This window comes from Chitinophaga costaii, from assembly GCF_900094705.1.
GTDB lineage: Bacteria > Bacteroidota > Bacteroidia > Chitinophagales > Chitinophagaceae > Chitinophaga > Chitinophaga costaii.
On the sequence record NZ_FMAR01000025.1, the window covers coordinates 1 to 22,974 of the forward strand.

Below are 22,974 nucleotides of genomic sequence, written 5' to 3' on the forward strand. Positions count from 1 at the left end.
CTTAAAGGGAGTCGCTTAGAATAGCGGTTTGATTTATGCTTCCGGTTAGCAGAATATATTAGTGAATTGGGTATTACATCTAATATTTGTGACAAGACCGGCTGTCCGGGAAATTTTCTACCTTTATCCAAGTTTATCTTTTGAGTGTCGTAACCCAAAATTATAAACTATTGGGGCGCAATTGCCCCTTTTTTATTTTGAACACAACATTTTTCCCGGACAATAGTGATAATTAATATTTGAGTAATAAACCCCGGTAAGCAACCGGGGTTATTATTTATCCAAAGCCTTTTTAAATTTATAGTTCTGGATCACATTATCGATTAAGAAAAACAGTATCCCTGGAATGGAAAGTGGTTTCTTTTTTTAAATTGATTGCACCACATCATCCAGATCAAACCGCGATTTTGGTGAAACGGATGGATGATTCAAATCACTTGCATCGGCATAGCCTACCGTAACCGCAAATAATGGCCTGTATTCGCTTTGGGGCAATAGCTGCTTATACGCGTTACGGTTAATGCCTTCCATGGGGGTGGCGTCCAGCCCCATACTGGCGCAGGCACTCAAAAAATAGCCTAATGAAAGATAAACCTGGTTTTCCATCCAGGATTTTGTAGCGGCAATGCCATGTGCTTTTACCTGATGTTCATAGAAAGCAATCCAACCCGGGGGCAAAATGGAAATATTGCGTTTTTCAAAAAGTGGTAGATCTTCGATAACACTGAACACTACTAAAAGTCCTACATTGTTAATCGAATTTTCGTTCATGTAGGATTGAGCGGCTAATTCCCTTTTCACCGTTTCGTTAGTAACAAAGGTAAATTTCCAAGGTTGGCTGTTAATAGAAGAAGGACTTAATCGTATGATTTCTTTTAATTCCTGGATTTGTGCTGCCGTAACTTTTTTAGCCGCGTCGTATTTCTTGGTTGAATATCTGCGTTGCGCAAGTGGTAAAAAATTCATGTTGTTATATATTGATGTGGTTATATATGCAGGCCATATCGATTTGCTGATCGGGAATTTGTGCGCGACAGCAAACGTTGCAAGCACTAACTGGCTGTTAAGATAATATAATTCATCCTGCTCCGGTATCATAGATAAATTACTGAAGGTATTGTCACCGCGATAAAATCCCCTCGTACACCGCCTCATACCCCTTCACCATCTGCGCCACACTAAAATGCGCCAGTGCATGCACATTGCAATCCGCTCTTTTTATATCCCCCAGGCGCGACACGCATGCTTTGGCTTCCTCCAAACCATTCACCAAAAAACCCGTTTTCCCGGGTACAATCAGCTCTGGCATAGATCCGCGGTTATACGCGATCACGGGCGTGCCGCAGCACATGGCTTCTGCTACACTCAGTCCAAAGGGTTCGTCAAAATAAATGGGGTGCAAGAGGGCCAGGGCATTGCCCAGCAGTTCACTGCGTTTTTCCCCACCCACTGCGCCCAGGAATACAATCTGTTCCCCATCGATAAAGGGTTTCACTTTTTCATTAAAATAGCCCTCGTCCTGCACAATGCCAGCTATGAGCAGGCGATGACCGGTGGCCAGGGCAATCTGGATGGCGTCGTGTGCGCCTTTGTGGGGATGGATGCGGCCATAGTATAGCAGGTAGTCCTGTGGCTGGGCGTGAAAGGGGAAGTCTTCCACCCGCACGCCGTTGTACACTGTGGCGGCATAACGCAGCAGCGTACTGCGGTCTGCTTTACTGATCGATACGTAGTGGCCAATATCATTGTAGCGCTGGAACACCGGCAATATTTTGGGCGAAGAAAAACCATGTATGGTAGTCACCATAGGCGTTTTAGCGAGGCGGGAATAGGTGAGGGGGAGGAAATCGAAGTGATTGTGCAGCAGGTCAAACTGGCCAGCCTGTTCCATCAGGTGGCTGATATGCAGGCATTCGGCTACCTTGGCATCGGCCTGTGGGTCTTCTGCATAACCGGTGGCTATTACGGCTTCCAGGGTGCCGCTGGTAATAGAGTCGGCGGTGGCGAAGAGGGTTACATCGTGTCCTTGCTGTACCAGGCCTTCTGCCAGGTTGGAGGCCATTTGTTCCCAGGGACCATAATGGCGGGGTGGGGTGCGCCAGGCTATAGGTGCTAAAATTGCTATTTTCATATCACCCACCTGTCAAAAAACGACCCATTCTTTTACTATTCAAAAAAATATGCAGTTGGTTTGCCGCTGATTGCTGTATTGTGCAGCTGGTGTGTAATACAGGCTGCTACGCCGTGCGAGGAACGGGGAGCAAGGAAAGCTACACCGGGGGGCAAGGCTATTTTCCCTAACTTCGCCCTTTGAATTATTTCGTACGAAGGAATTATGAGCTATCACGTTCGCCATTTGCCCTACCGGCAAACAGGTTATTTTAGTCAACTTGTCCTGGATTTCCTCGCTGCCCATCCTCAGGTCAGCCCCTTTTACGCGTATGCTCCTTTGCAGGCCGATTTTGGGAAAGTGATCGCCGCGCGCCAGCAGGCCCCGGTAGACCGTGCCGTATTGGTAGCGGCTTTGCGGGAACAATATGCGGGCCTTACCCTGCATGATGCCGTGCAGGAAAACATCGCTCGTTTACAATCGCCCGATACCTTCACCGTTTGTACAGCACACCAGCCTAATCTTTTTACGGGATACCTGTACTTCGCTTATAAGATATTACAAGCGGTGAAACTGGCGGCAGACCTGAAAGTCCAGTACCCCCAATATAATTTTGTACCCGTTTACTACATGGGGAGTGAAGATGCAGACCTGGAAGAGCTGGGCAGTATTTTCCTGGATGGTAAAACCCTTACCTGGGAAACCAGCCAGCATGGCGCGGTGGGCCGCATGCTCACTGATGGCCTGGAGCCTATGCTGGAGGAAATTGCCCACAGCATTAATTTTCTGCCCCATGGTGCCGAATTGCTGGCGCTCCTGCGCGAAGCTTATCAGCCCGGCATAAATGTGCAGCAGGCCACCTTGTACCTGGTGAATGCGCTCTTTGGCCGTTTTGGCCTGGTGGTGCTGGTGCCAGACAATGCCGCACTGAAACGCCTGTACATCCCCGTGATGAAGCAGGAGTTATTGCAGCAAACGTCTTACAAGCTGGTTACTGAAACCATGGCCCAACTGGCGCAGCATTATAAAGTGCAGGCCAATCCGCGGGAGATTAATTTGTTTTACCTGGTGGATGATCAGCGCGAACGCATTGTGCGGGAGGGCCACCGCTGGGCTGTGCTGAACACGGATTATACTTTCACAGAAACCGAACTGCTGGCCGAACTCGATGCCCATCCCGAGCGCTTTAGCCCCAATGTGATCCTGCGGGGTATGTTCCAGGAAACGGTGCTGCCTAACCTTGCCTTCATTGGTGGGGGCGGGGAGATCGCTTATTGGCTGGAACTGAAAAGCTTGTTCGCACAATACCAGGTGCCTTTCCCGGTGCTGCTGCTGCGCAACTCTTTCCTGTGGGTAGACAGCGGTTCGCTGAAACGCCTGCATAAGCTGGAATTAGAAAGTACCGATCTTTTCAAGGATACCCTGGAGCTGATAGATCATTACGTGGAATCGCACACCAATGCGGCGCTGGTACTGAAAGAAGAATACACCACCATAGAGCGCCTGTTTGATGAGCTAACGGAGAAAGCCCGTGCCATAGATGGAACGCTGGTGGCCAGTGTGGGCGCGGAATACCAGAAGGCGGTGAAATCTATCGGCAAGCTGGAACACAAATTCCTGAAGGCGGAAAAGAAAAAATTTGCCTGGCAAACGGAGAGCATACAAGCGGTGAAAAAGAAATTATTTCCTGCCAATAGTTTACAGGAGCGCAAGGAGAATTTTATTCCCTACTACGCGCAGTACGGACCGGCGTTTTTTGATGTGCTGCTGGAGCATATTGTACCGGTTACCGATCAGTTTATTGTGATCGAGGAGGAATAGCCTGGTTACAACTCCCGCTCCTGGATGGTCTTCAAAATGTCCTTCAACAAAGAATGTATTAAATGCAACTGGTCGTGCATGTTTTTCACTTCCAGCAGTTCGCTGCGTACCTGCGAGTGTGGTGCCTTGTTGTCTATCTCCTGTTGCCGTAATTGCAGCAGGTGGTTCAGGTGCTGGTCCAGTGGGTCAAATGCGTGGTTGGATATTTCGAAATCCGCCACCGGGGGGGCTTTTTGATCATTCTCTGTTGCGGCAATGGCATTCATCCGGTCTTCAATGTGCTGCATGAAGGCACTCAGGTAGGCCTGGATAACGTTATATTCCGGGCGGTAAAACTGCATGGGGTGTTGCATGCCCATGTTGGCCAGGGTGGCAATGTGAGAAGACAATGAGTGATTCAGTACCACGAAGTGATATACCTGCGACCCGTTTTTATGCCGGCTCTTAGGCTCCGACAGCATGCGCTGGAAAGCCGCCATGAGATTGGCCGTGCTTACGTGGGTATCTTTGCGGGCCAGTTTAAATTCGGTGATGTTGAACGGCGCTTTGGTGTAGAGCTTCATCGACTGATCGAAGTAGGATTGGTTGCTGCGCAGCATGTGGCTCATGTATGCCGGCAGGTATTTGTATTCCCAACTAGGCCACAGCAAATGACTGGCCAGGAAGGAAATGGTACCACCTATAAACGTGTCCAGCACGCGCTGTAGCACGTTTTCTATATCTTCCGGGTGCAGGAAGTGTAAGAGGAAGATCACATAAGGCGTGGTAAAAAACACACTTACCGTATAATTGAATGTGGTAAAACTATAGGCCCCTAAAATACAGAGCAGCATCGCCACAAAGATCACTGCCGGCACGTGTACAAAATGCAGCAGTCCCAGGGCAAACAACGCCCCGATCACCGTGCCCCAGAGGCGCTGGGTGCTTTTGGTTTTAGTTAGGCTGAACCCTGGCTTTAAGATCACCACAATAGTGAGCAATATCCAGTATACCCTGTGCAGCCCAATAAATTCACCCAGCAGAAAACCTGCTATGGTGGCAAGACTTAGCCGGATGGCGTGGCGGAAGTTATTAGAACGGAAGGTAAGGTTACTGGTAAATACCTCCACATCATAACGCTGCCTTGTTACAAACCTGGACAGCTCCAGGTTGGGATCAATGGGCGTTTGTTGCTCGGCGTCCAGGCGGGAAAGGCGGTGCAGATAGTGGTAACGGACCGCCATTTCCTGGAGGGTTTGCAGGATGTTATTCAGCGCGACCAGGTCGGTCCTTTCCTGTAAGCTGGTACGGGTGTTGCGGAAATCGGCCAGCAGTTTTTTTACTTTCTCAATCTCGTAGGGCAGGTTGTAGTGAGGCCTGGACCGCAGGCCGGCACTCACGGCGATGCCTATATTTTTCAGCTCTTCGGAAAATAAATAGACCAGGTGGCGGAAAGGCCCCAGTACGCTATCGTCTGGAAATATTTTTTGGAGTTCCTCGTAATTAATATGGGAGGTCATTACCTGTTCCTGGAGGTCTACCGCTTCCAGGAAGATCATCACCAGGCTTTTGTTGATCGAAGTAGTACCCTGCTGATCGGCCCGGCGTTTCAGCAGCAGTTCGCGTACCGATTCGGTTTGCTCATTCACCTTAATCTGCTGGGCCAGCACAGCGTTGTAATTTTCAGTAACGTTTACCCCGGGTTGATAAAAATTAGACCTTAGCTCCAGGTAATAGGCGGTTTCCACAAGGGCGCTGCCCAGGGCCTGCTGCACGCTCAGGTAGGGTCGTATTTGCCAGAGCAGCAAGGCCAGGAAATCGTACCAAAGGCAACCGCCCAGTATCAGGGAGGCAAAGAGCAAGCCATCGGCCACATTCACCGTGGGCTCGCCAATAACCATCACCATCACCAGCAGGCCGCCAATGCCAATATTGCCACCCCGGTTGCCATACACCAGCAGCATGCCGCAGAAAAAGCACACCAGCAGTATCCAGGGAATGGAAAGGGAAAAATAGGGAATTACCAACCCGGTACCCAAGGCTATCAGGCCATTCAGGGTAGTGCTGATGAGTAAGCCATTCCGCCGGTGCAGGGCGGTGCCCGGTACGTCGGAAATGCCGGTACAAAGCGCGCCGGTAGAAAGACCAATGCCAATGCTGAGGTAACCCAGGTAATAAAAAACAACGGAGGGTAGCACTACGCCAATAGTCATGCGCAACCCGGTACTGAAATGATAACTGAAAATAAAACGCTTAATCTCGCGTAGGGTCCGCTCGCTTTGCATGTGGTAAAATTAGCATATTTCTGAAAATCAACCCGCTATAACCGTTCCTAACTTTTTTCTCCACAGGTGTGTATAAAATATTACCATTATTAAATCCAGGCCCATTAAATTACCTATTCCGAATTATATCTTTGACTCCTCAAAAAAACCGGGAATAATACGTGCGTTTAAAAACATTAGAAATAAAAGGGTTTAAGAGCTTTGCCGACAAAACCGTGCTGAATTTCGATGAAGGCATCACCGGCGTGATAGGGCCCAATGGCTGTGGAAAAAGTAATATCATCGACTCCATCCGCTGGGTGATCGGTGAGCATAAGATCAGTAATCTTCGATCCGAAAACCAATCGGGCCTGGTGTTCAATGGTTCTAAAAACCGTTCTTCCAGTGGAATGGCCGAGGTAAGCCTCACCTTTGAAAATACCCGGAATGTGCTGCCCACAGAATTTACTACCGTAACCGTTACCCGCAAATTTTACAAAAACGGCGATAGCGAATACCGCCTCAATGACGTGGCCTGCCGCCTCAAAGACATCCACAACCTGTTCATGGACACCGGCGTGAGTACCGATTCCTATGCTATCATAGAACTGGGCATGGTGGACGATATTATCCGCGATAAGGAAAATAGCCGCCGCCGCATGCTGGAGCAAGCCGCCGGCATTTCCATCTACAAAACCCGTAAAAAAGAAGCCAAGTCTAAGCTGGACGCCACCGAGGGCGACCTTAACCGTATAGATGACCTGCTGTTTGAGATCAATAACAACCTCAAAACCCTGGAAAGCCAGGCCCGCAAGGCAGAACGCTATTACGAGGTGAAAAAGGAATACCGCGATATAAGTATAGAACTGGCCAAGGCTGCCCTCGAAGGATTTAACATCACCTTCCGTGAGCTGAATGAAGAGCAGCAGCAGGAGCTGGACAAAAAAATGGCCCTGGACGCAGCAATTGCCACCGAAGAAGCGGCGGTGGAAGACGATAAGCTGCACTTTGTGGCCAAAGAACGCGAATTGCAGGAGCTTCAGAAGGCCTATAACGAACTGGTATCTAACATCCGCACCCGCGAAAACGATAAAAACCTGGCCACCCAGCAGCTCAGCTACCTGCGCGAACGGGAAAAAGGCCTGCACACTTTCCTGGAAACTGCCGGCACCCAGTTGGAAAGCCTCACGGAAAGTATCCGCTTCACCCAGCGCCAGAGCGAAGAAGAGGCAGCGGTGTTTGAAACCATGCAGGATGGGGTAGAAACCCTGAAAGACCTGGTGGAAGAACGCCGGGAACAATTTAACGAACGGAAATTGGCCCTCGAAGGCTTGCGCAAAGACCAGCAACAATGGCAGCGCCAGCAGTTTGAGGCAGAGAAAAAAGTGGCCGTAGCCGACACCTCCGTGCAAAACCTGGTGCGCAGCATCCAGCAATTGCAGGAAGAAAAAACCCAGCGCCAGCAACAGATCGAACAGTTGCAAGACGAGAAGGAAGGCCTGCAACTCACCGTACAAGACGCCAAGGCCGACCTGGAAGAAATGATTGCCTTCCACGAAGAAACCAAGGGCAAGATCCTCTCCACCCAATCGGAGATGGAAGGCCTGCGGGAAAAACTGGTGAATGAAAACCGAACCCTTGATGCCAAAAAGAACGAATACGACCTGCTGAAATCCTTGGTAGATAGCCTGGAAGGATACCCGGAAAGTATTAAGTTCCTCAAGAAAAATACGGAGTGGAATAACAAGGCACCCATCCTGAGCGATATCTTTTTCTGTAAAGAGGAATACCGCACCTGCGTGGAAAACCTGCTGGAACCTTACCTTAACTATTACGTGGTAAACGACACGGCAGAAGCCATTCAGGCCATCCGCCTGCTGGATGCTAACAAAAAAGGCAAAGCCAATTTTTTTATCCTCGACCAGTTTCGCCACCAGGCCGGGGCGCTCTTTACGCCGCCCTCCACCCTGCCGGCGCTGGACGTAGTGGAGATTGATGAGAAATACAAGGGCCTGGGCAATTACCTGCTGGGCAAAGTATTCATTACCGAAGATGCCACCGCTATCGACTATAGCCAGTTGCCCGACAATGATGTGCTGATCACCGAAAAGAGTGGTCGTATTCATCGCGGCAAATACAGCCTGAGCGGCGGTTCCGTAGGCCTGTTTGAAGGGAAGAAGCTGGGCCGGGCCAAGAACCTGGAAAAACTGGAAGCAGAAATTAATACCCTGAACGATACTGTAACGGCGCTCAAGGCCCAGATCCAGGAAAAACACAACGCGGTGCTGGGGTTCAATAGCCAGTTGAACGAAACTAACATTAACCAAAGCCGCGAAAAAATTAACCAGCTCAATAACCAACTGTTTGGCCTGCAAAACCGCATTGAGAACTTCCGCCACCTGGTGGAAACCGGCGACAAACGCCTGGCCGACATGCAGCAGTCGCTGGACGATAACCAGGAAAGCATTTCCTCGGTACGCGATGAACTGGAAACGCTGAACGACCGCGTGCATACCCTGCACGACAGCATTGTAGCCGCCGACCGCGCCGCACAGGAAGCGGAGGCGCAGTTTAACCAGGCTAACGTTCAATTCAATAATCAAAACCTCCAGCACACCCGCCAGCAAAGCAAAGTGCAGGCGTTGAAACAGGAATTGGAATTTAAACGCCAACAACTCAGCGACCTGCACACGCAGATCGCCAGTAATAAAACCCAATTGGAAGACGCTGCGGCCAATATAGCCGCTGCGGAAGATAAACTGGCCCACGCCGAAGATGGATTGGCAGATATGTTCCGCCAGCGCGAAGAAGATGGGAAGGCTGTGAGCGAAAAAGACCAGGAATACTATAACTTCCGCAACACCCTGGCAGAACGGGAAACCGCCCTGCGTAGCAAACAACGCAGTCGCGCCGACCTGGAACATCGATTGGCCACCCTGAAAGACAAGGTGAACGAATTGAAACTCCAACTGGCCTCCATGAAAGAGCGCCTCAGCGTGGAATTTAAAATTAACCTGGACGAGATGCTCGACGAGTTGCGTAAAACCACGGATGCCGTGGAAGACCTGCAAATCACTGCCGAAAAGTTGAAAAAGCGCATGGAAAACATGGGCGAGATCAACCCCACGGCCATCGAAGCTTACCAGGAAATGAAGAAGCGCTATGAGTTCATCCTGGAACAAAAGAACGACCTGGTGAGCGCCAAAGACTCGTTGATGGCTACTATCCAGGAAGTAGAGTCTACCGCCAACCAAAAATTCCTCGACACCTTTAACCAGGTGAAGGAAAATTTTGTCCGCGTGTTCAAGGCCCTCTTCACTGAAGAAGACCAGTGCGACATGATCCTCAGCGATCCGGCTAACCTGGCAGATACCGGCATAGAGATCATCGCCAAGCCTAAAGGCAAACGCCCTGCCGCCATCACCCAACTGTCTGGTGGGGAAAAAACGCTGACGGCCACGGCGCTACTCTTCGCCATCTACCTCATCAAGCCTGCTCCGTTTTGTATACTCGATGAAGTAGACGCCCCGCTGGACGATGCCAACGTGGGCAAGTTCACCAACATGATCCGCAAATTTTCCGACAACTCGCAGTTCATCATCGTTACGCACAACAAGCAAACCATGGCGGCAGTAGACGTGATCTACGGCGTAACCATGCAGGAGCCAGGGGTGAGTAAACTGGTGCCGGTGGATTTCAGGAGTTTGAGTAATTAATTGGTTTAAGTAAAAGACATAAAAACAGCCCCGGTCCAAACCAAGACCGGGGCTGTTACGTTATATTCAGGTTATCTAATCGCTACATCGCATATGAACAGGCGTCATTTCCTTAAAAGCGGCTCGTTGTTGGGCCTTCCTGCCTTTACAGGGCTTTCGTTAAAACCCGGTAGGGGAAAGGCTTTTCCAATACCGGATTTTCCGTTGCAGGAAGTCACGCTCCAAACGTTACAGGAGCAAATGAAATCCGGCGCCCTTACCAGCAGCACTATAACGGAGATGTATATACGCCGTATACAGGCAATCGATCAGGCAGGGCCGCAATTGCGTGCCGTAATTGCCCTGAACCCCGATGCCGGCGCAATAGCCGCTGCGATGGACCAGGAGCGCAAGGAAGGGAAGCTGCGCGGCCCCCTGCACGGCATCCCTGTTTTAATAAAAGACAATATCGATACCGGCGATAAAATGATTACCAGCGCCGGCTCCCTGGCGCTGGCGGATAACCGCGCATTGCAGGATGCCTTTATCGTAGCCAAATTGCGCGCTGCCGGCGCGGTATTATTGGGCAAAACCAACCTGAGCGAGTGGGCCAACTTTCGCTCCACACGTTCCATCAGCGGGTGGAGCAGCCGGGGAAGGCAAACACGCAGCCCTTATGTGCTGGATCGTAATCCCTGCGGTTCCAGCTCCGGTGCTGCCGTGGCCGTAGCGGCCAATCTTTGCGCCGTGGCCATCGGCACAGAAACAGATGGATCCATCGTATGCCCGGCATCGGCCTGCGGCATTGTAGGCATTAAACCTACCGTGGGTCTGCTGAGCCGCAGTGGTATTATCCCCATTTCCGTTACACAAGACACGGCAGGGCCTATGGCACGCACGGTGGCGGATGCTGCCGCATTGCTAGGAGTATTAGCAGGGGCAGATGAAAAGGATGAAGCCACCGCTGGTGGTCATATACAGCAAGACTATACGAAGTTCTTAAACGCCAAAGGGCTGCGCGGTAAACGTATTGGGTTTGAAAAATCCATGTTGCAACGCCATGAGCAGGTGGATGTGTTAGTACAGCAAGCCCTGGATACGCTCCGCGCGCAAGGCGCCACCGTGGTAGAGGTGGAACTGGCGAAGATCGTGGATGCATTGGCCGAAAATGAATTGAAAGTACTGGAATATGAATTTAAAGACGGGCTGAATAAATACCTCGCCTCCGCCAATTCTGCCATGAAAAGCCTGGAAGATGTGATTGCATTCAACAAGGCCCATGCAGATAAAGTGATGCCCTATTTCCAACAGGAGATCCTCGAAACCAGCCATGTTAAGGGCGACCTGCAAACACCGGAATACGTAGCCGCGCAAAGCGGGAACCGCAACACCGCACAGAACGCCATCCACCACCTGCTACAGCAGCACCGGCTGGACGCTTTGTGTGGCGTAACCTTCGGGCCGTCTTGTTGTATAGACCCCATTCACGGCGATGCCAATACGGGATATGATTTTTCCTCGCCAGCAGCCATTGCGGGATATCCGCATATCACGGTGCCCATGGGGCAGGTAGCCGGGCTTCCAGTAGGGTTATCCTTTTTTGCCGGGGCCTGGCAGGAAGGGGCCATCATTACACTGGCATATGCGTATGAGCAGGCTACGAAATGGCGGATGGCGCCGGGGTTTCTGGAGACGGTGGGGATGGAGTAGGGGGGGTAGCTCGTTTATTTAGTAATCCCTATCACCGTGTTATGGGACGATTCTTTTTTACTTATATAAAGTCGATGAGGTATGCTGTATAAAAATCGAGTGGGTAATAGGTGCATACTTTTGAAAATGACAACATGGACGCTCATTTTATATCATTAACCCTTTTTAATAAATCAAATTTATGATTTCCCGGTAAAATTAAGTCCTTATCACTCAGCAACATTTTTACATGATCCTTCACTTTTAAATTAAAGTCATCCTTTTCTTCTTGTTCTAAAAATTGTACAATTCTAAAGAAGATATAATAATTGGAATTACTGGATGCTTTCTTAAGAAATTTGAATACATAGGGCATATATTTTTTATCCCAATCGTAGAGATTAATAGCTGCTTGAAATGCAAGCGCTATATTCGAGGAGGTCTTGAGAACAGACTCATTCATTTCAAGGTATATTGCGGTGTCTATTTTTCTTTGAAAAAAACATAGGTAGTCTAAAAAAGTAAGTCTGAATAAAAATCTTTTTTTCTTATACAGCGACCAGGTATGATGTACAAGAATATCCTTAAAATATTCAATTGATACTGATAAATCCAAAATCAAAATCAATATATCTGTCTCTAAGGAAAGGCAGTTATTATCGATGTAATTTTTATAAAATAAATTATTTTCATCTGTTGCTGAAAAATCGTAGTTACTAATAAATAACTCCCTATCTTTCTTATTGGAAAATATTTTAACTAGTTTTTGCTGACTTAAAGGATCGCTTAACATTATTATTGGGGTTTACGTTTTTTCCTATTCCTTTCAATATGGAACTGGCCAGTTTTACATTTTGTCTGCCCATGTTAGTTATTTTACGTCGGCATTGTATTTTACTTTTTTCAAGGTGTCGCCTGTTTTTGATAGGTATACCCATGCACTATCCTTCACCCAAATATCGTTACTAGTGTTATTTGTAGCGAAAGCCAAAAAATTTCTGTCTTGTAAGTGTTTTCATCTTTATATACAATTGCATTCACGAAAAAAAAGGGGAGATTTCTCAATATTGGTTGTTAATTTTTTTATGGCCATAGGGTTTAAAATGTAGGTAATACCAATAGCTTACCATCATTCCCAATTATTCCAGCTTGATTGGATGGAATCTCGCCACAATCCTTTTCCTATCTTCAGATCCATTGCAGGCAAAATTGTTTTATCAATACCGATAATTGTTCCTAGCGAAATTACACGCATTTCATTTTTTTTTACATTAGGGCCTGCGCCTGCGAACATTTCCCATTCATCGTTTTCCCAGCGCATTATTTCCGTTATAGATTCGCCTAATAAAGTTTTTAAATTAGTAATAACAATGGAATTTTGAGGGACAGAGTAATTCCATGTGCGAGTTATCCATTGCCAAATTGGTTCCGTAGAAATAGTGAATTCTTTTTTCATGTCAGGAATATCAAGGGTATAATGATTTTTATCTGGTAGAATTTGAAATGATTTAATTTGACGTGTTTTAAAGTAATCAAAAGCGCCTATTAACATTATGTTGCTCCAGGAGGCGTCTATTTCAGATAATGAAAAATTTCCTAAATTATCAATCGTAAGGGTTTCATTAATTAAATCCTTTCCTTTCTTAATTTCGTTATAGAATGCATTAAATATTAAAAAAATATCTTCCTTTAGGTAGTAAATTCCCCCAGCAAAAACTAACTCATAATTTACAATATTTTTTAATCCAATTGTATAGGCGTATCTGGGTTCTACCATGCTACTAACAATGGTTACATGGTGTTCATATTTTTCGATGTTGCATTTAATTAAATAGGAAAATTGATTTTTATCAACCATTGTCATTGATTTATTTTCTAATCAGTTAGCTTCTTAAGTATTACGACTGATTTTTTTAGTGTTTTGTTCCCTAGTCACATAAAAAATAAATCTTCCTTTGAGTTTTTTAAACAATTCATTTTTAAAATAGCCTTTTCGTTTTTATGGCCTCTGCTCATTTTTAACTAACATGTCCTGATGTTTTTTATATACATTACCATTTATATGTTCCAATACACTCTAAAACGTAGTAATAAGAATTGAAATCAATTTTATTAACATTTCCTAAAATTTCATTGAGTGTATCTAATTGTATTTTATTCAAAATATAACTAATATAGAGTAATTCATCACCATCTCTGGGTGGCACAATTTCCTTCAATTTTGCAAGCGGGATATTGATTTTTATCTCTTTTACGAGCTCTTTTTTATTATTATCATCATATATATTCAGAACCCTTTCTGTGCTAATAAGCTTATCTAATAAACTTTTTGTATTCATCTGTATAGTGTATATATTTTCCCTTTATAGATCGCTCATCTAAAAACATTAAATTTAAAGTTTGTGAAGTCCATCTGAGCAAAAATGGATGATTGGTATGAACTCCAAAAATCTACATTCACTTCAAATGTTGAATATGGGATGTAAATTTTTCCATTGTATCCTGTGAGCTGCGTACCTGTTTTATCAATGTCAGCATTACAAAATTTACCTTTAATTGGGGTTATGTAATACGTAATTATTTCCTTGTTTTTTTTTCAAAAACTGTTCTTTAACTATTTGATGCGTCTTTATTCTTTTCAAATAAATTAATTTATCTAAATATTCCAGTTCCTTAAAATATACATTTCCCAGATCAAAAATGCTATCTGCTGGAGTAAAAATAAAAGGGTTTATATTAATACCCTTGCAGCAGTCCTCAAAATTATTTTTTGAAAATCCGGATAACAAAAGAGGATGAAAAGTACTTTTATGCTGATTAATTGAATCCAAATCTATAATCCAATAATATCTTTTCACTCCTTCAAATCCGCGGCTGAATGAATCTTCAATAGTTAAAATGGCATAGCTTTTTATTTCGGACTTTTGGGCCTTGGTATTATATCTTACGAATACAAAAAGCGTTAACAATAAAATAAAATATTTTTTTTCCATAATGACTTTTTGAAACTGGAAATATTTAATTGGGGAAAAGTATAATGGGTATCTATTATTAGCTATGGAAAGTATGTATGTTGACTTTGCTTAAATTTATAGTAATCAGGTGCTAGTGAATATTTAATCATTGGTAACACAGCGGTATTTATTTTTATATTTCTATTCTTTAAGTTCAAATTCATTAAATAAAATTGTTTCTATTTTTGTATGGTGGATATCTATATAATGAACCCTCTTTGCTAAAAATGAAAACCCATCATGGATATCGGCCCCGAAGTGCTTTCTTTGGCTATTGAGATATAAAGTATCCCAGGATTTTACTTTGTCTATAATATATATTTTTTTTCAATGTCATGGCTTTCAATGTTTGTTAATTCCATATCCCATTTTCCTGTTTCTTTATTTTTATAAACATAAATTTCTTTATTGCTTATAAGTATACCGCGGAAATTTCCCCAACCTGGATTAAATCCTTCCAGTATGATAAAATCCTTTAATTCTGATAACTTTAAGCCATATTTTTTATATAGTTCTTCCCTGGCCTTAATCCCAAAATTAATAATATTTGTATATTCATCTTTAATCCTGTTTGTTTTATCATAATAAGATTTTTGATTTTGGTAGACTTTTTTCATTAACCTATTATCTTTTCCTCCCATTGGGAACCTGCAGGACATTCCTAATAGCAGTGATCCTATAAAAAATATTATTTTCCTTATCATTCATGTTAATTTTGGAATTTCCATCCTTCCTTTTTATAAACAAGTAAATTGTTATATGGAGGTATTTCAACGATGTCTGTATTCATACATTTTATCTTTCATAGAGAAGATTCAAATCGGTTAATGGATATTCTTTTTTTAATAACCCTTTATCTATGCATATAGCTTCATGAATTTTGCTCTTTCAATAAAAGAATTAAGTCCATATGGTTACTTTGTCCAGTCCTTTTAAAGTATGGATCAAGCAGATTCAAATATGTATGCAGAATATGTTTTTTTTAAGTTGAATATGAAACATATAATTAATGGTTCCTCCCTAATTCTACATTGAATAATGGGGTGATTTGTCAACCGCTAATAGATTTATTTTATAACACTATTCTTTAAATATGGTTTTTAGTGTTATGTACCTGTAATAAGCATCCTCTGTATTTACTCCGATGGAACCATTTTTTATTTTTCTTCCGTTTTTAATAATAGCACTTATTTTTTCTCTTGTATTGTAAACCAACGTATCTCCTATAAATGTATTTGAAGAAGAAGCATGGTCATATACTTCAGCTATACCATCTTTGATGATGCAAAAGTAATACTGCAGCTTTCCGCGTGGGTCATATGCTTGTATGTTAGAATTTATTATTTTTAACCTTATAATTCCATATCCATGAAAATTATCTCCATTGTCAACATTTTCGACAATTCCTGTTAGTTCCAAGTCTAAGTCTACTAATGCAATTTTGTTAATTTCACTCCTCCGGTGGAAGTCAAAATGTATCTCCCATATGAGTAAGACTATTCCAACTATAATGATGGGCACTTTTTTCACTTTATTTTTTTTGCTAGATATTTATTTACCATATTCCGAAAGGCCTCATCTATCCCTACTCTTGAATATATTCCTGTTTTCTTATTGGTAGCTTTGGCTGAATTCCTTCTCCCAGCTCTGTCCACTTGTCACTCTGTGGCTTTAATCACCATATTGAACGGGTAATCAAATAATACAACGTTCAGATAGGCTTCAGGTTTACTGAAGTTGTTTTCACTACCTGGTGTCCTTTTAATTTGATTAAACACCCTACTGTTTATGGTAGAGGGGGAAATCTTGGAGTTGCTTCCCTTAGGCATGTGCCACCGTCTGGTTAATCGTCAGTGGCAAAGGCCTGGAGTAATAAAGTCAACAAAATGGATTGCGAAAGGATGGCGGGCATTCCGGATACCACCCTTAGAAGACCACCTCAGCCAGACCTGGAACTGGACGACCGAGTCCGCAGGGAGACTGCTTAACCTATTGATATATATATAATTTCTCCTTTACTCTTTCATAAACTTCTTTTAAAGAAAGATACAAAATATTAGCGTCAACAGGTATTTTTAAAGCTTTGTTTTCGGACCAAATAAAGTAATCTGAAAGGGAATCTTGGAACTGTAATAAAACGTCCTTCTCCATAAGAGCCAGCAAACTTTTATCACCAATTTGATACGCGTAATCCTCTATAATCCCTAATGTGCCATAAATAGATTTAAGCAATTGAACATCATTTAAATAAAAAGTGTTTTTTGACAAAATGTCAAGATTTATTACCGCATATGGTTTTTCAAAATCAAAAGCCTCTATAGCCCATTTTTTTAACATGTCATTATCAAAAAAGGTAGTTCTGTTTTGAATTGAAGAAAATAAATCGTGAGGCAAAGGGAATAGAAGTATATTACCATCAGTATCAACTAATAATTTATCTATTTCGTTGTCTGAAAGATCAGCACCAAATACTGTATAATATTTTTGTTCTTCAAATACAACTTCTAATAAATATTTCCTATATTTTTCTGAAATATAATTAGTATCCTTCATTTTTTTATTTATTGAGGAAGTTTGTTTCTTAACCAATTTCTTTATTAGATTATTAGGCTTTTTGTCCCCTTAGCTGCTCCTGGGCCAGTGATTTCATCTGCTAATGGTTGATCGCCTATACTTCAATCAATGGTTTTCGGGCTTAGAAAATTCATATATTTCCTTGTCGATAACATTATCAAAAAACCAAAGATAGAAAAGCAATGAACTTCTAAGTAAGAGTGCTATAAACGAGGGGTTGCAGCTCGCTTGTAGGTTGTCTTGTTTTTAAATTCAATCAGACATTTTTTAATTCAGGATTCAGTATCGTTTAAAAAGTAGATATCAATATCTAAAGAAACTCCTAAATCCAACAATATGCCTAATTTAACTTTATCTATATACATCCCTATATTGTATTCTGAATGAGTGTAAACAACAATTGTTAATTCACCATTGTATGTAGCAATTAAATTCTTAAGTATTTTTATCCGGGGAGTAATAGTATTGATTAAAGCATCAACATGTTCATCTACAGAAGCATGTATGTCCACGCCAGATTCTAAAACCCAAGAACTAAATTTTCTATGCAATTCAATGTTTCGTTTAGGCAGTAAATCACCTTTTTGTCCAGCTTTTGAAGGTTCTATCCCAATTAAAGCTGTTATTTCCTCAATAGAACAATCAAAATCATGTATTTTTAAATATACTTTCGTTTCTGTCTTTTTATTCTCTGCCATCATTCATTTGATTTAAGGTCATTTAAATTAACTCCAGGAGGTGCGATTTCTCTTGCCCCTTCTTTCTGCCGCGGTAAGTTGCCCTGCCTTCAATGCAGTTTTATTCATGGAAAGATGTTGCCATTTCCGTTGTAAGAAAGGCAGCTCACGGCGATATCCACATTTAGTGCTGGAAAATTATTCATATTAAAGGTTAGTGATGAATACGTTATCTACGGAAATTTTAAAGCAACTAAAATCTGCTGGAAAATTGGATGTTAATGCCTTTTTTTTCTTATACCAGTAGATTTAAAGGGTATATATTATTAATTTGCTTTTGGTTTTTCCTGTATAAGAAAAAAGGTATTCAATTTTTCCCACTCAGCACTTGTTAGTTTTTGAGTTAGTGATCTAACATTTTGTTTTCTTAAAATAATTGTGATACTTAAATTTAGCCCTAATTGTCAGATTAACTCTTAACTTCTACACATAATCCTTGTCCGAATTCAGTAAAGCGGGCACGATTGCCGCTCAACATGACATCTTAAGCGTTCGGTGGCTGTGTCAGCTACTCAGCGGAGGCGAGAAATTTTTTTTCTGCCATCGTCGACGTAACTTCACCTGAAGCAACCCAAGATTTTGCTGCACAGGTTGCAGAAAATTTAGGCATTACGACATTGGTAAATAATGCGGGGATTTACCCCTGGAAGCCATTTGCCGAGACAGACTATGCTTTATGGTAAAAGGTAATTGGCATCAATTTGGACGGTACTTTTTTAATGAGTAAAGCATTTGTGCTTTATATGATACAACAAAAGTATGGTCGTATCGTGAATGTGGCCAGCACTTCATTTTACACCAACGCACCACAGATGACTGCCTATATAGCGAGCAAAGGCAGCGTTATCGGTTTTGCGCGTGCTTTGGCAAGTGAAGTTGGGGCCAACGTTAGTACGGTAAACGTAAGCGCTCCGGGTCTTGCAAACACCAAGACGATGAAGAGCGTGAACGCTGAGATATTTGATATCCTGTCCAAGATGCAGGTCATATCTAAAGTAATAGAGTCCGAAGACCTTGTAGGAGTCGTTTCTTTTCTCTGCTCTAAAGGTGCCGCCTTTGTAACAGGCCAGACCATAGCTGACTATGGAAGATAAGTAAGAAATTAAATCAATGATTATGTCAGAAAAAGATATTAGCATAAAAAACGCGTCAACGGGAGAATTTCTTGGTGTGGCGGGAGGTAATTATCGTATCGTAATTTCGGGTGAACAGACTGGAGGCAATTATGCCGTTATAGAGATGAATGTGCCCCCTGGTGGAGGTCCGCCGCCGCATTCTCATTCTGCCTTTCAAGAAATGTTCTATGTTGTCGAAGGTGAAATTGAATTTAAAACGGAGAAAGGTAAAGAAAATGTTGCTAAAGGTGGTTTTGTCAATATCCCTTTCGGCGGGGCGATACATTGTTTTCAAAACACTTCCGGCGAGTTTGTCCGGTTGTTGTGTACGGTAGTGCCCGCAGGTCTTGAAAATATCTTTAGAGAAATCGGTCAGCCGGTAAAGGAAGGTGAGATCCTTCCTCTTCCTGAAAATACACCGGAACGGATTGCTTTTATAGAGGCTATGGACAAAAAGTATGGCCAAAAAACCTATCCAAGAAATTATCTGGACAACGTATAATATATGGTTAACTAAGATGAGTTTGTTGTTATAATGCTACAGTTGGTAAATAAACATCCGGCTATAGGATTTTGTACAACTATAAAATATCACTATTGTCCGGGAAAAATGTTGGGTTAAAAATAAAATGGGGCAATTACGCCCCAATAGTTTGTAAAGAAACATTTAGAAATTTTTCTCTTTATATTGTTTTATTACTATTCGTTCCATGTTTGTATCAGGCCAGATTTCTACTCTATAATAATCATCTCCTTCCTCTTGATCAACTACACTCGCGAGATTTGCGGAATAAATTCTTACGCGGTATTTACCGGGTGGTATTTTTACTTCTAGTTCAATATTTGAAAACGGGCAATCCAGTACTTGCAATATCCCAGAAGGTATGTCTAATCCCCCTTCTACAATGTGATCGTATTGATTGTATGTTATCATGTCCTTTTTACTTTTAATTAAAACAAGTTCCCCTTTTAAAGGACCATAGCATTCTAATCCCACGCCCAAAATACCATTCCCTATGGCTAATCGGGAAAGAGTAGCCTCTTCCGTCCAAAAATCATCATCGCCGGTGTTTTGTGAAGTTTCTTTGTCACATATGTAGAACTGATGGTGACTCGTAGAAAAATCAAGTTTGTGGATACTAGGCGTCATATTTTTAAGTTGATGAAGATTACAACATTGGAATAAAATGTAACTAGTTAATATGAAGTATTTCATGTATTAAGGTATCGGTACGAAATTTCTTGGAGGATATAATCTACTTCCTTCTGAAAATATAATATACAACGTTAGAGCCGTGCCAGAGAGTCCCGTGGCTATTCCTATTCTCTCTCTAATTTGTCCTGCCTTCAAACCATTTTGATTCATGGAAAGGATGTTTCCATTTCCATCATAAGAAAGGCCGCTCACGGTAAAATCCACTTTATCGTTGGTATAGTCTGTGCTGCCGTCGTTCTGCTACCTGAAGTCGGCGCTGGTAAGGCGGCTGGCCGCATCATAGCCATATCCGTATGCCCTTGCGATGGGCGCATTAAAACCTTTCCAGGTTACGCCGGAGATATTGCCATTATACTGGGGGTTGGTAAAACCGGTGTTATAATTAATCTTTTCACCGAAGTGATTTATGTCCGTATTGCTGCCGGCTACGTAATCTTTGTTGATGGCACTTAACCAGCCTTTTATGTTGTATTCTTGATTAACGGCTTCCAGGTTGTTGTCCAGCACTTTCTTTTTCAATCTTCCCAACTCGTCGTAAGTATTTTGGGCTATTATCCGCAGGGTGCCGCCATTTATCTGTTTGCTAACTTTTATTACGCGATCTTATATTTTTAACCGTTATGAAGCCTAGGGATCTTTTGATGGATCAGCATTTTCTCCGGCCTTTGCCCTTACCACAAAATCTGACCCATCTTCTCTCTTTCCCAAAAAACCTGTTTCCTCGTGAAAAGAAGGTGATCCTGCATCCGCAAGTGATTGCTTCATAGCTCCTTGTACACCTAACTGTTTACAATACCGTAAAGCTAGGGAAGTTTCGGCACCCAGAATATCCCCCCGCTGTGTTTGAAAAAAGAGTTTAACCAGACTAGTAAATCTATTCATCTTTATTGGGAAGGCAGTATAGATCAACATCAAATTCTATATTCAACTCCTTTGTCAAGCGGTTGTATCGCGCATCTAAATGCACTGATGGCGTACTTTCGTCATTGTCATAGCGGATAAATATAGCACAAGAAAACTCACAATAATATTTCTCACAAAACGGCCGTAACAGTTCAATCTTGGATTCGATGATATCCAACATCGCATTCATCTGATCTTCAAATGAGGCGTACTTGTCCAAGCCAGAACCCATAATCCATCGATTCCGTTTCGCGATCCCTGAAAGATTAGGGTTCTTTCTTTCCCCCTTAATATAAATTCTGACTGGAGTAATGCCAATGTTTTCAGTGATTTTATCGGGGCTTATATCGTCAAAGTCCGCGATTACAAAGCTTAGAATGACTTCATTTCTCATAAGATTATTCAATTTTATTATCAAGGTGTAGCTGCCGCTGCCCCCAAGGATCCGCCAAATGTTTCTGGCACCAAAAGGATAGCCGCGCCCCATTTAATGACCTCATATATTGCAACACCAACAACAACACCAGTTCCTATTTTGCCTGCTGGACTTAGGCCACCTGCCGGGGGCGTTGAAAATAGATTGTTCAAATTTATACCAATTGGATCGCCCGGCCCAAGTCCTCCTTTGGGTTTTTCATATACATTGCCCTTTCTGTCCTTATATAAATCAAACCGGCTTCCGAAGTCTTTATCATGATGATCCCATACTCCCTTCTCCTTCAGCTTTTCAATTTCGCCAGGTGTCAACTTTTTGTCTTGGCTAGGATTTCTAGTAGGGTCTTCAGTTGCATCTCCACCCGTTTCAGGCTTCTTCTTTTTTCCTTCATCATCCCCCCCAGCATCCCCTGCAATATAGTGTGGCCCCTTGTCATTAAAACCGTCATCGAGCATTTGATGCCTTTCATCTTAATTGTCAAAAACCTTGTCGTCTGGCCTTCCTCCTGCAAAATAAGGATTATCAAAAATGCTTGGTTCATGCCCCACATTAAACTTGTCATCTTGAGGTGGAGTCTTATTAAATTGACAACCGGCACAAGCCTCAAATGCACCACTGCCATTTGCATCAAAACTTTCCATTCCATCTGGATCGATAAACCGGATTGGATTATCGTTAGCATACGCATAAGGGCTCCACCTTCTATTCTTATCTGCTAATGGATCAGGATTATGCCACACCATCAACTGTGGATCCTGCATCCTCGCTCCAAAGTCGTATCCCTCTAGTCCTGATCCGTCATTGAACTCTTTACTCTGAAGCTCTTTTCCATTAAACTTATACTTGTTCTCAGTGTATTGTGATTTAATTGCTTTGTCAGAGATCCCTGCCATCGTCAACCCATACGGATAATAATGCGTCTCCTCCAGCAACGGCCCACTAATATGATTCACCACCAAATTATTAAAATACACATCCTGCCCACTCTCATTACTCACGTAAATATAAATAAACCCGGTCGATTTAATGGTCATCGGACTAACGGCCAAAGTTTGCAGCGCTCCCGGCGATGCCTGTACCTGCCGGTTTCCACTATTACTGCTCACCATATTGAACTGGTCATCAAACAATACGAAGTTCAGGTAGGCTTTAGGTTTGCTCGCGTTGTCTTCACTACCCGTGGTTTGTTTAATCTGATCAAACAGGCTACTATTCATGGTAGTAGAGGACATGGGGGAGCCGCTTCCAGTAGGCACATGCGCACCGTCTGCCTGTCCGCCGGTGGCAAAAGCCTGGAGCAAAGAAGTGATCATGTCCGCAGTAGAAGCGTAGCGGGTATTAGCCCCGGTATTGGTATAATATGCTTTTGTGCCGATGGTGATCACATCACCCGCCATTACACGTAGCACGATAGAAGGTCC

General features: G+C 43.2%; 20 protein-coding genes and 1 pseudogene. 5 read left to right on the forward strand and 16 right to left on the reverse strand.

From position 1 onward, the window contains the following. Positions 1–366: 366 nt before the first annotated feature. Together GA0116948_RS20195 and GA0116948_RS20200 are read right to left on the reverse strand one after the other, a co-directional pair. Positions 367–966, reverse strand: coding sequence for an NAD(P)H-dependent oxidoreductase (locus tag GA0116948_RS20195; RefSeq protein ID WP_089715651.1), 600 nt, complete (start codon positions 964–966; stop codon positions 367–369). Between the two features lie 154 nt (positions 967–1,120). After that, positions 1,121–2,131: a glycosyltransferase family 4 protein gene (locus GA0116948_RS20200; protein ID WP_089715613.1), complete on the reverse strand. Its 1,011-nt coding sequence runs from the start codon at positions 2,129–2,131 to the stop codon at positions 1,121–1,123. A 204-nt stretch (positions 2,132–2,335) separates the two neighbouring features. Here GA0116948_RS20200 and bshC point away from each other — a divergent pair, with 204 nt between their 5' ends. Further along, the gene (gene bshC, locus GA0116948_RS20205; RefSeq protein ID WP_089715615.1) at positions 2,336–3,931 is read left to right on the forward strand and encodes a bacillithiol biosynthesis cysteine-adding enzyme BshC; all 1,596 of its coding nucleotides are present in this window, start codon (positions 2,336–2,338) and stop codon (positions 3,929–3,931) included. 5 nt (positions 3,932–3,936) lie between these two features. Here the strand turns inward: bshC and GA0116948_RS20210 are convergent, their stop codons facing one another. Further along, positions 3,937–6,195, reverse strand: coding sequence for an FUSC family protein (locus GA0116948_RS20210; protein WP_089715617.1), 2,259 nt, complete (start codon positions 6,193–6,195; stop codon positions 3,937–3,939). A 161-nt stretch (positions 6,196–6,356) separates the two neighbouring features. Between GA0116948_RS20210 and smc the strand changes: the two genes are divergently transcribed. Together smc and GA0116948_RS20220 are read left to right on the forward strand one after the other, a co-directional pair. Next, entirely contained in the window at positions 6,357–9,890 is a 3,534-nt protein-coding gene (gene smc, locus GA0116948_RS20215) for a chromosome segregation protein SMC (RefSeq protein WP_089715619.1), read from the forward strand. A gap of 93 nt (positions 9,891–9,983) precedes the next feature. Then, positions 9,984–11,579 carry an amidase gene (locus GA0116948_RS20220; protein ID WP_089715621.1) on the forward strand — a complete coding sequence of 532 codons (1,596 nt, stop codon included), beginning with the start codon at positions 9,984–9,986 and terminating at the stop codon, positions 11,577–11,579. A gap of 142 nt (positions 11,580–11,721) precedes the next feature. Here the strand turns inward: GA0116948_RS20220 and GA0116948_RS20225 are convergent, their stop codons facing one another. The 8 genes from GA0116948_RS20225 to GA0116948_RS20260 all read right to left on the reverse strand — a co-directional run bounded on the left by GA0116948_RS20225 (position 11,722) and on the right by GA0116948_RS20260 (position 17,847). Then, complete coding sequence (locus tag GA0116948_RS20225) at positions 11,722–12,351, reverse strand: hypothetical protein (protein ID WP_089715623.1); 630 nt, start codon at positions 12,349–12,351, stop codon at positions 11,722–11,724. A gap of 336 nt (positions 12,352–12,687) precedes the next feature. Continuing rightward, complete coding sequence (locus tag GA0116948_RS20230) at positions 12,688–13,416, reverse strand: DUF4262 domain-containing protein (protein WP_165798543.1); 729 nt, start codon at positions 13,414–13,416, stop codon at positions 12,688–12,690. Positions 13,417–13,609: 193 nt separating this feature from the next. Continuing rightward, positions 13,610–13,897, reverse strand: coding sequence for a DUF7683 domain-containing protein (locus GA0116948_RS20235; protein WP_089715628.1), 288 nt, complete (start codon positions 13,895–13,897; stop codon positions 13,610–13,612). A 213-nt stretch (positions 13,898–14,110) separates the two neighbouring features. Beyond that, positions 14,111–14,551, reverse strand: a complete 441-nt coding sequence (locus GA0116948_RS20240) for a hypothetical protein (protein ID WP_089715629.1) — start codon at positions 14,549–14,551, stop codon at positions 14,111–14,113. A gap of 329 nt (positions 14,552–14,880) precedes the next feature. Beyond that, entirely contained in the window at positions 14,881–15,276 is a 396-nt protein-coding gene (locus GA0116948_RS20245; protein ID WP_123891876.1) for a hypothetical protein, read from the reverse strand. A 376-nt stretch (positions 15,277–15,652) separates the two neighbouring features. After that, positions 15,653–16,102: a hypothetical protein gene (locus GA0116948_RS20250; protein ID WP_089715634.1), complete on the reverse strand. Its 450-nt coding sequence runs from the start codon at positions 16,100–16,102 to the stop codon at positions 15,653–15,655. Between the two features lie 459 nt (positions 16,103–16,561). Beyond that, the gene (locus GA0116948_RS20255; RefSeq protein WP_089715636.1) at positions 16,562–17,125 is read right to left on the reverse strand and encodes a hypothetical protein; all 564 of its coding nucleotides are present in this window, start codon (positions 17,123–17,125) and stop codon (positions 16,562–16,564) included. A gap of 293 nt (positions 17,126–17,418) precedes the next feature. Then, entirely contained in the window at positions 17,419–17,847 is a 429-nt protein-coding gene (locus GA0116948_RS20260) for a DUF4279 domain-containing protein (RefSeq protein ID WP_089715638.1), read from the reverse strand. 566 nt (positions 17,848–18,413) lie between these two features. Here GA0116948_RS20260 and GA0116948_RS20265 point away from each other — a divergent pair. After that, positions 18,414–18,977: pseudogene (locus tag GA0116948_RS20265) on the forward strand (SDR family NAD(P)-dependent oxidoreductase); the annotation flags it as partial. Positions 18,978–18,999: 22 nt separating this feature from the next. Then, the gene (locus GA0116948_RS20270) at positions 19,000–19,500 is read left to right on the forward strand and encodes a cupin domain-containing protein (RefSeq protein WP_089715653.1); all 501 of its coding nucleotides are present in this window, start codon (positions 19,000–19,002) and stop codon (positions 19,498–19,500) included. A 165-nt stretch (positions 19,501–19,665) separates the two neighbouring features. On the opposite strand, the gene GA0116948_RS20275 is transcribed toward GA0116948_RS20270, so the two are convergent. The 5 genes from GA0116948_RS20275 to GA0116948_RS20300 form a co-directional block, all read right to left on the reverse strand. Then, the gene (locus GA0116948_RS20275) at positions 19,666–20,148 is read right to left on the reverse strand and encodes a hypothetical protein (protein ID WP_089715640.1); all 483 of its coding nucleotides are present in this window, start codon (positions 20,146–20,148) and stop codon (positions 19,666–19,668) included. Positions 20,149–20,454: 306 nt separating this feature from the next. Next, on the reverse strand, positions 20,455–20,742 hold the full coding sequence (locus GA0116948_RS20280) for a hypothetical protein (protein WP_123891875.1): 288 nt from the start codon (positions 20,740–20,742) through the stop codon (positions 20,455–20,457). Positions 20,743–21,088: 346 nt separating this feature from the next. Then, positions 21,089–21,511: a DUF4279 domain-containing protein gene (locus GA0116948_RS20290; protein WP_165798542.1), complete on the reverse strand. Its 423-nt coding sequence runs from the start codon at positions 21,509–21,511 to the stop codon at positions 21,089–21,091. Positions 21,512–21,531: 20 nt separating this feature from the next. Then, the gene (locus tag GA0116948_RS20295) at positions 21,532–22,008 is read right to left on the reverse strand and encodes a polymorphic toxin type 33 domain-containing protein (protein ID WP_089715648.1); all 477 of its coding nucleotides are present in this window, start codon (positions 22,006–22,008) and stop codon (positions 21,532–21,534) included. 15 nt (positions 22,009–22,023) lie between these two features. Then, on the reverse strand, positions 22,024–22,974 hold a 951-nt coding region (locus GA0116948_RS20300), incomplete at its 5' end, for an RHS repeat-associated core domain-containing protein (protein ID WP_139111391.1).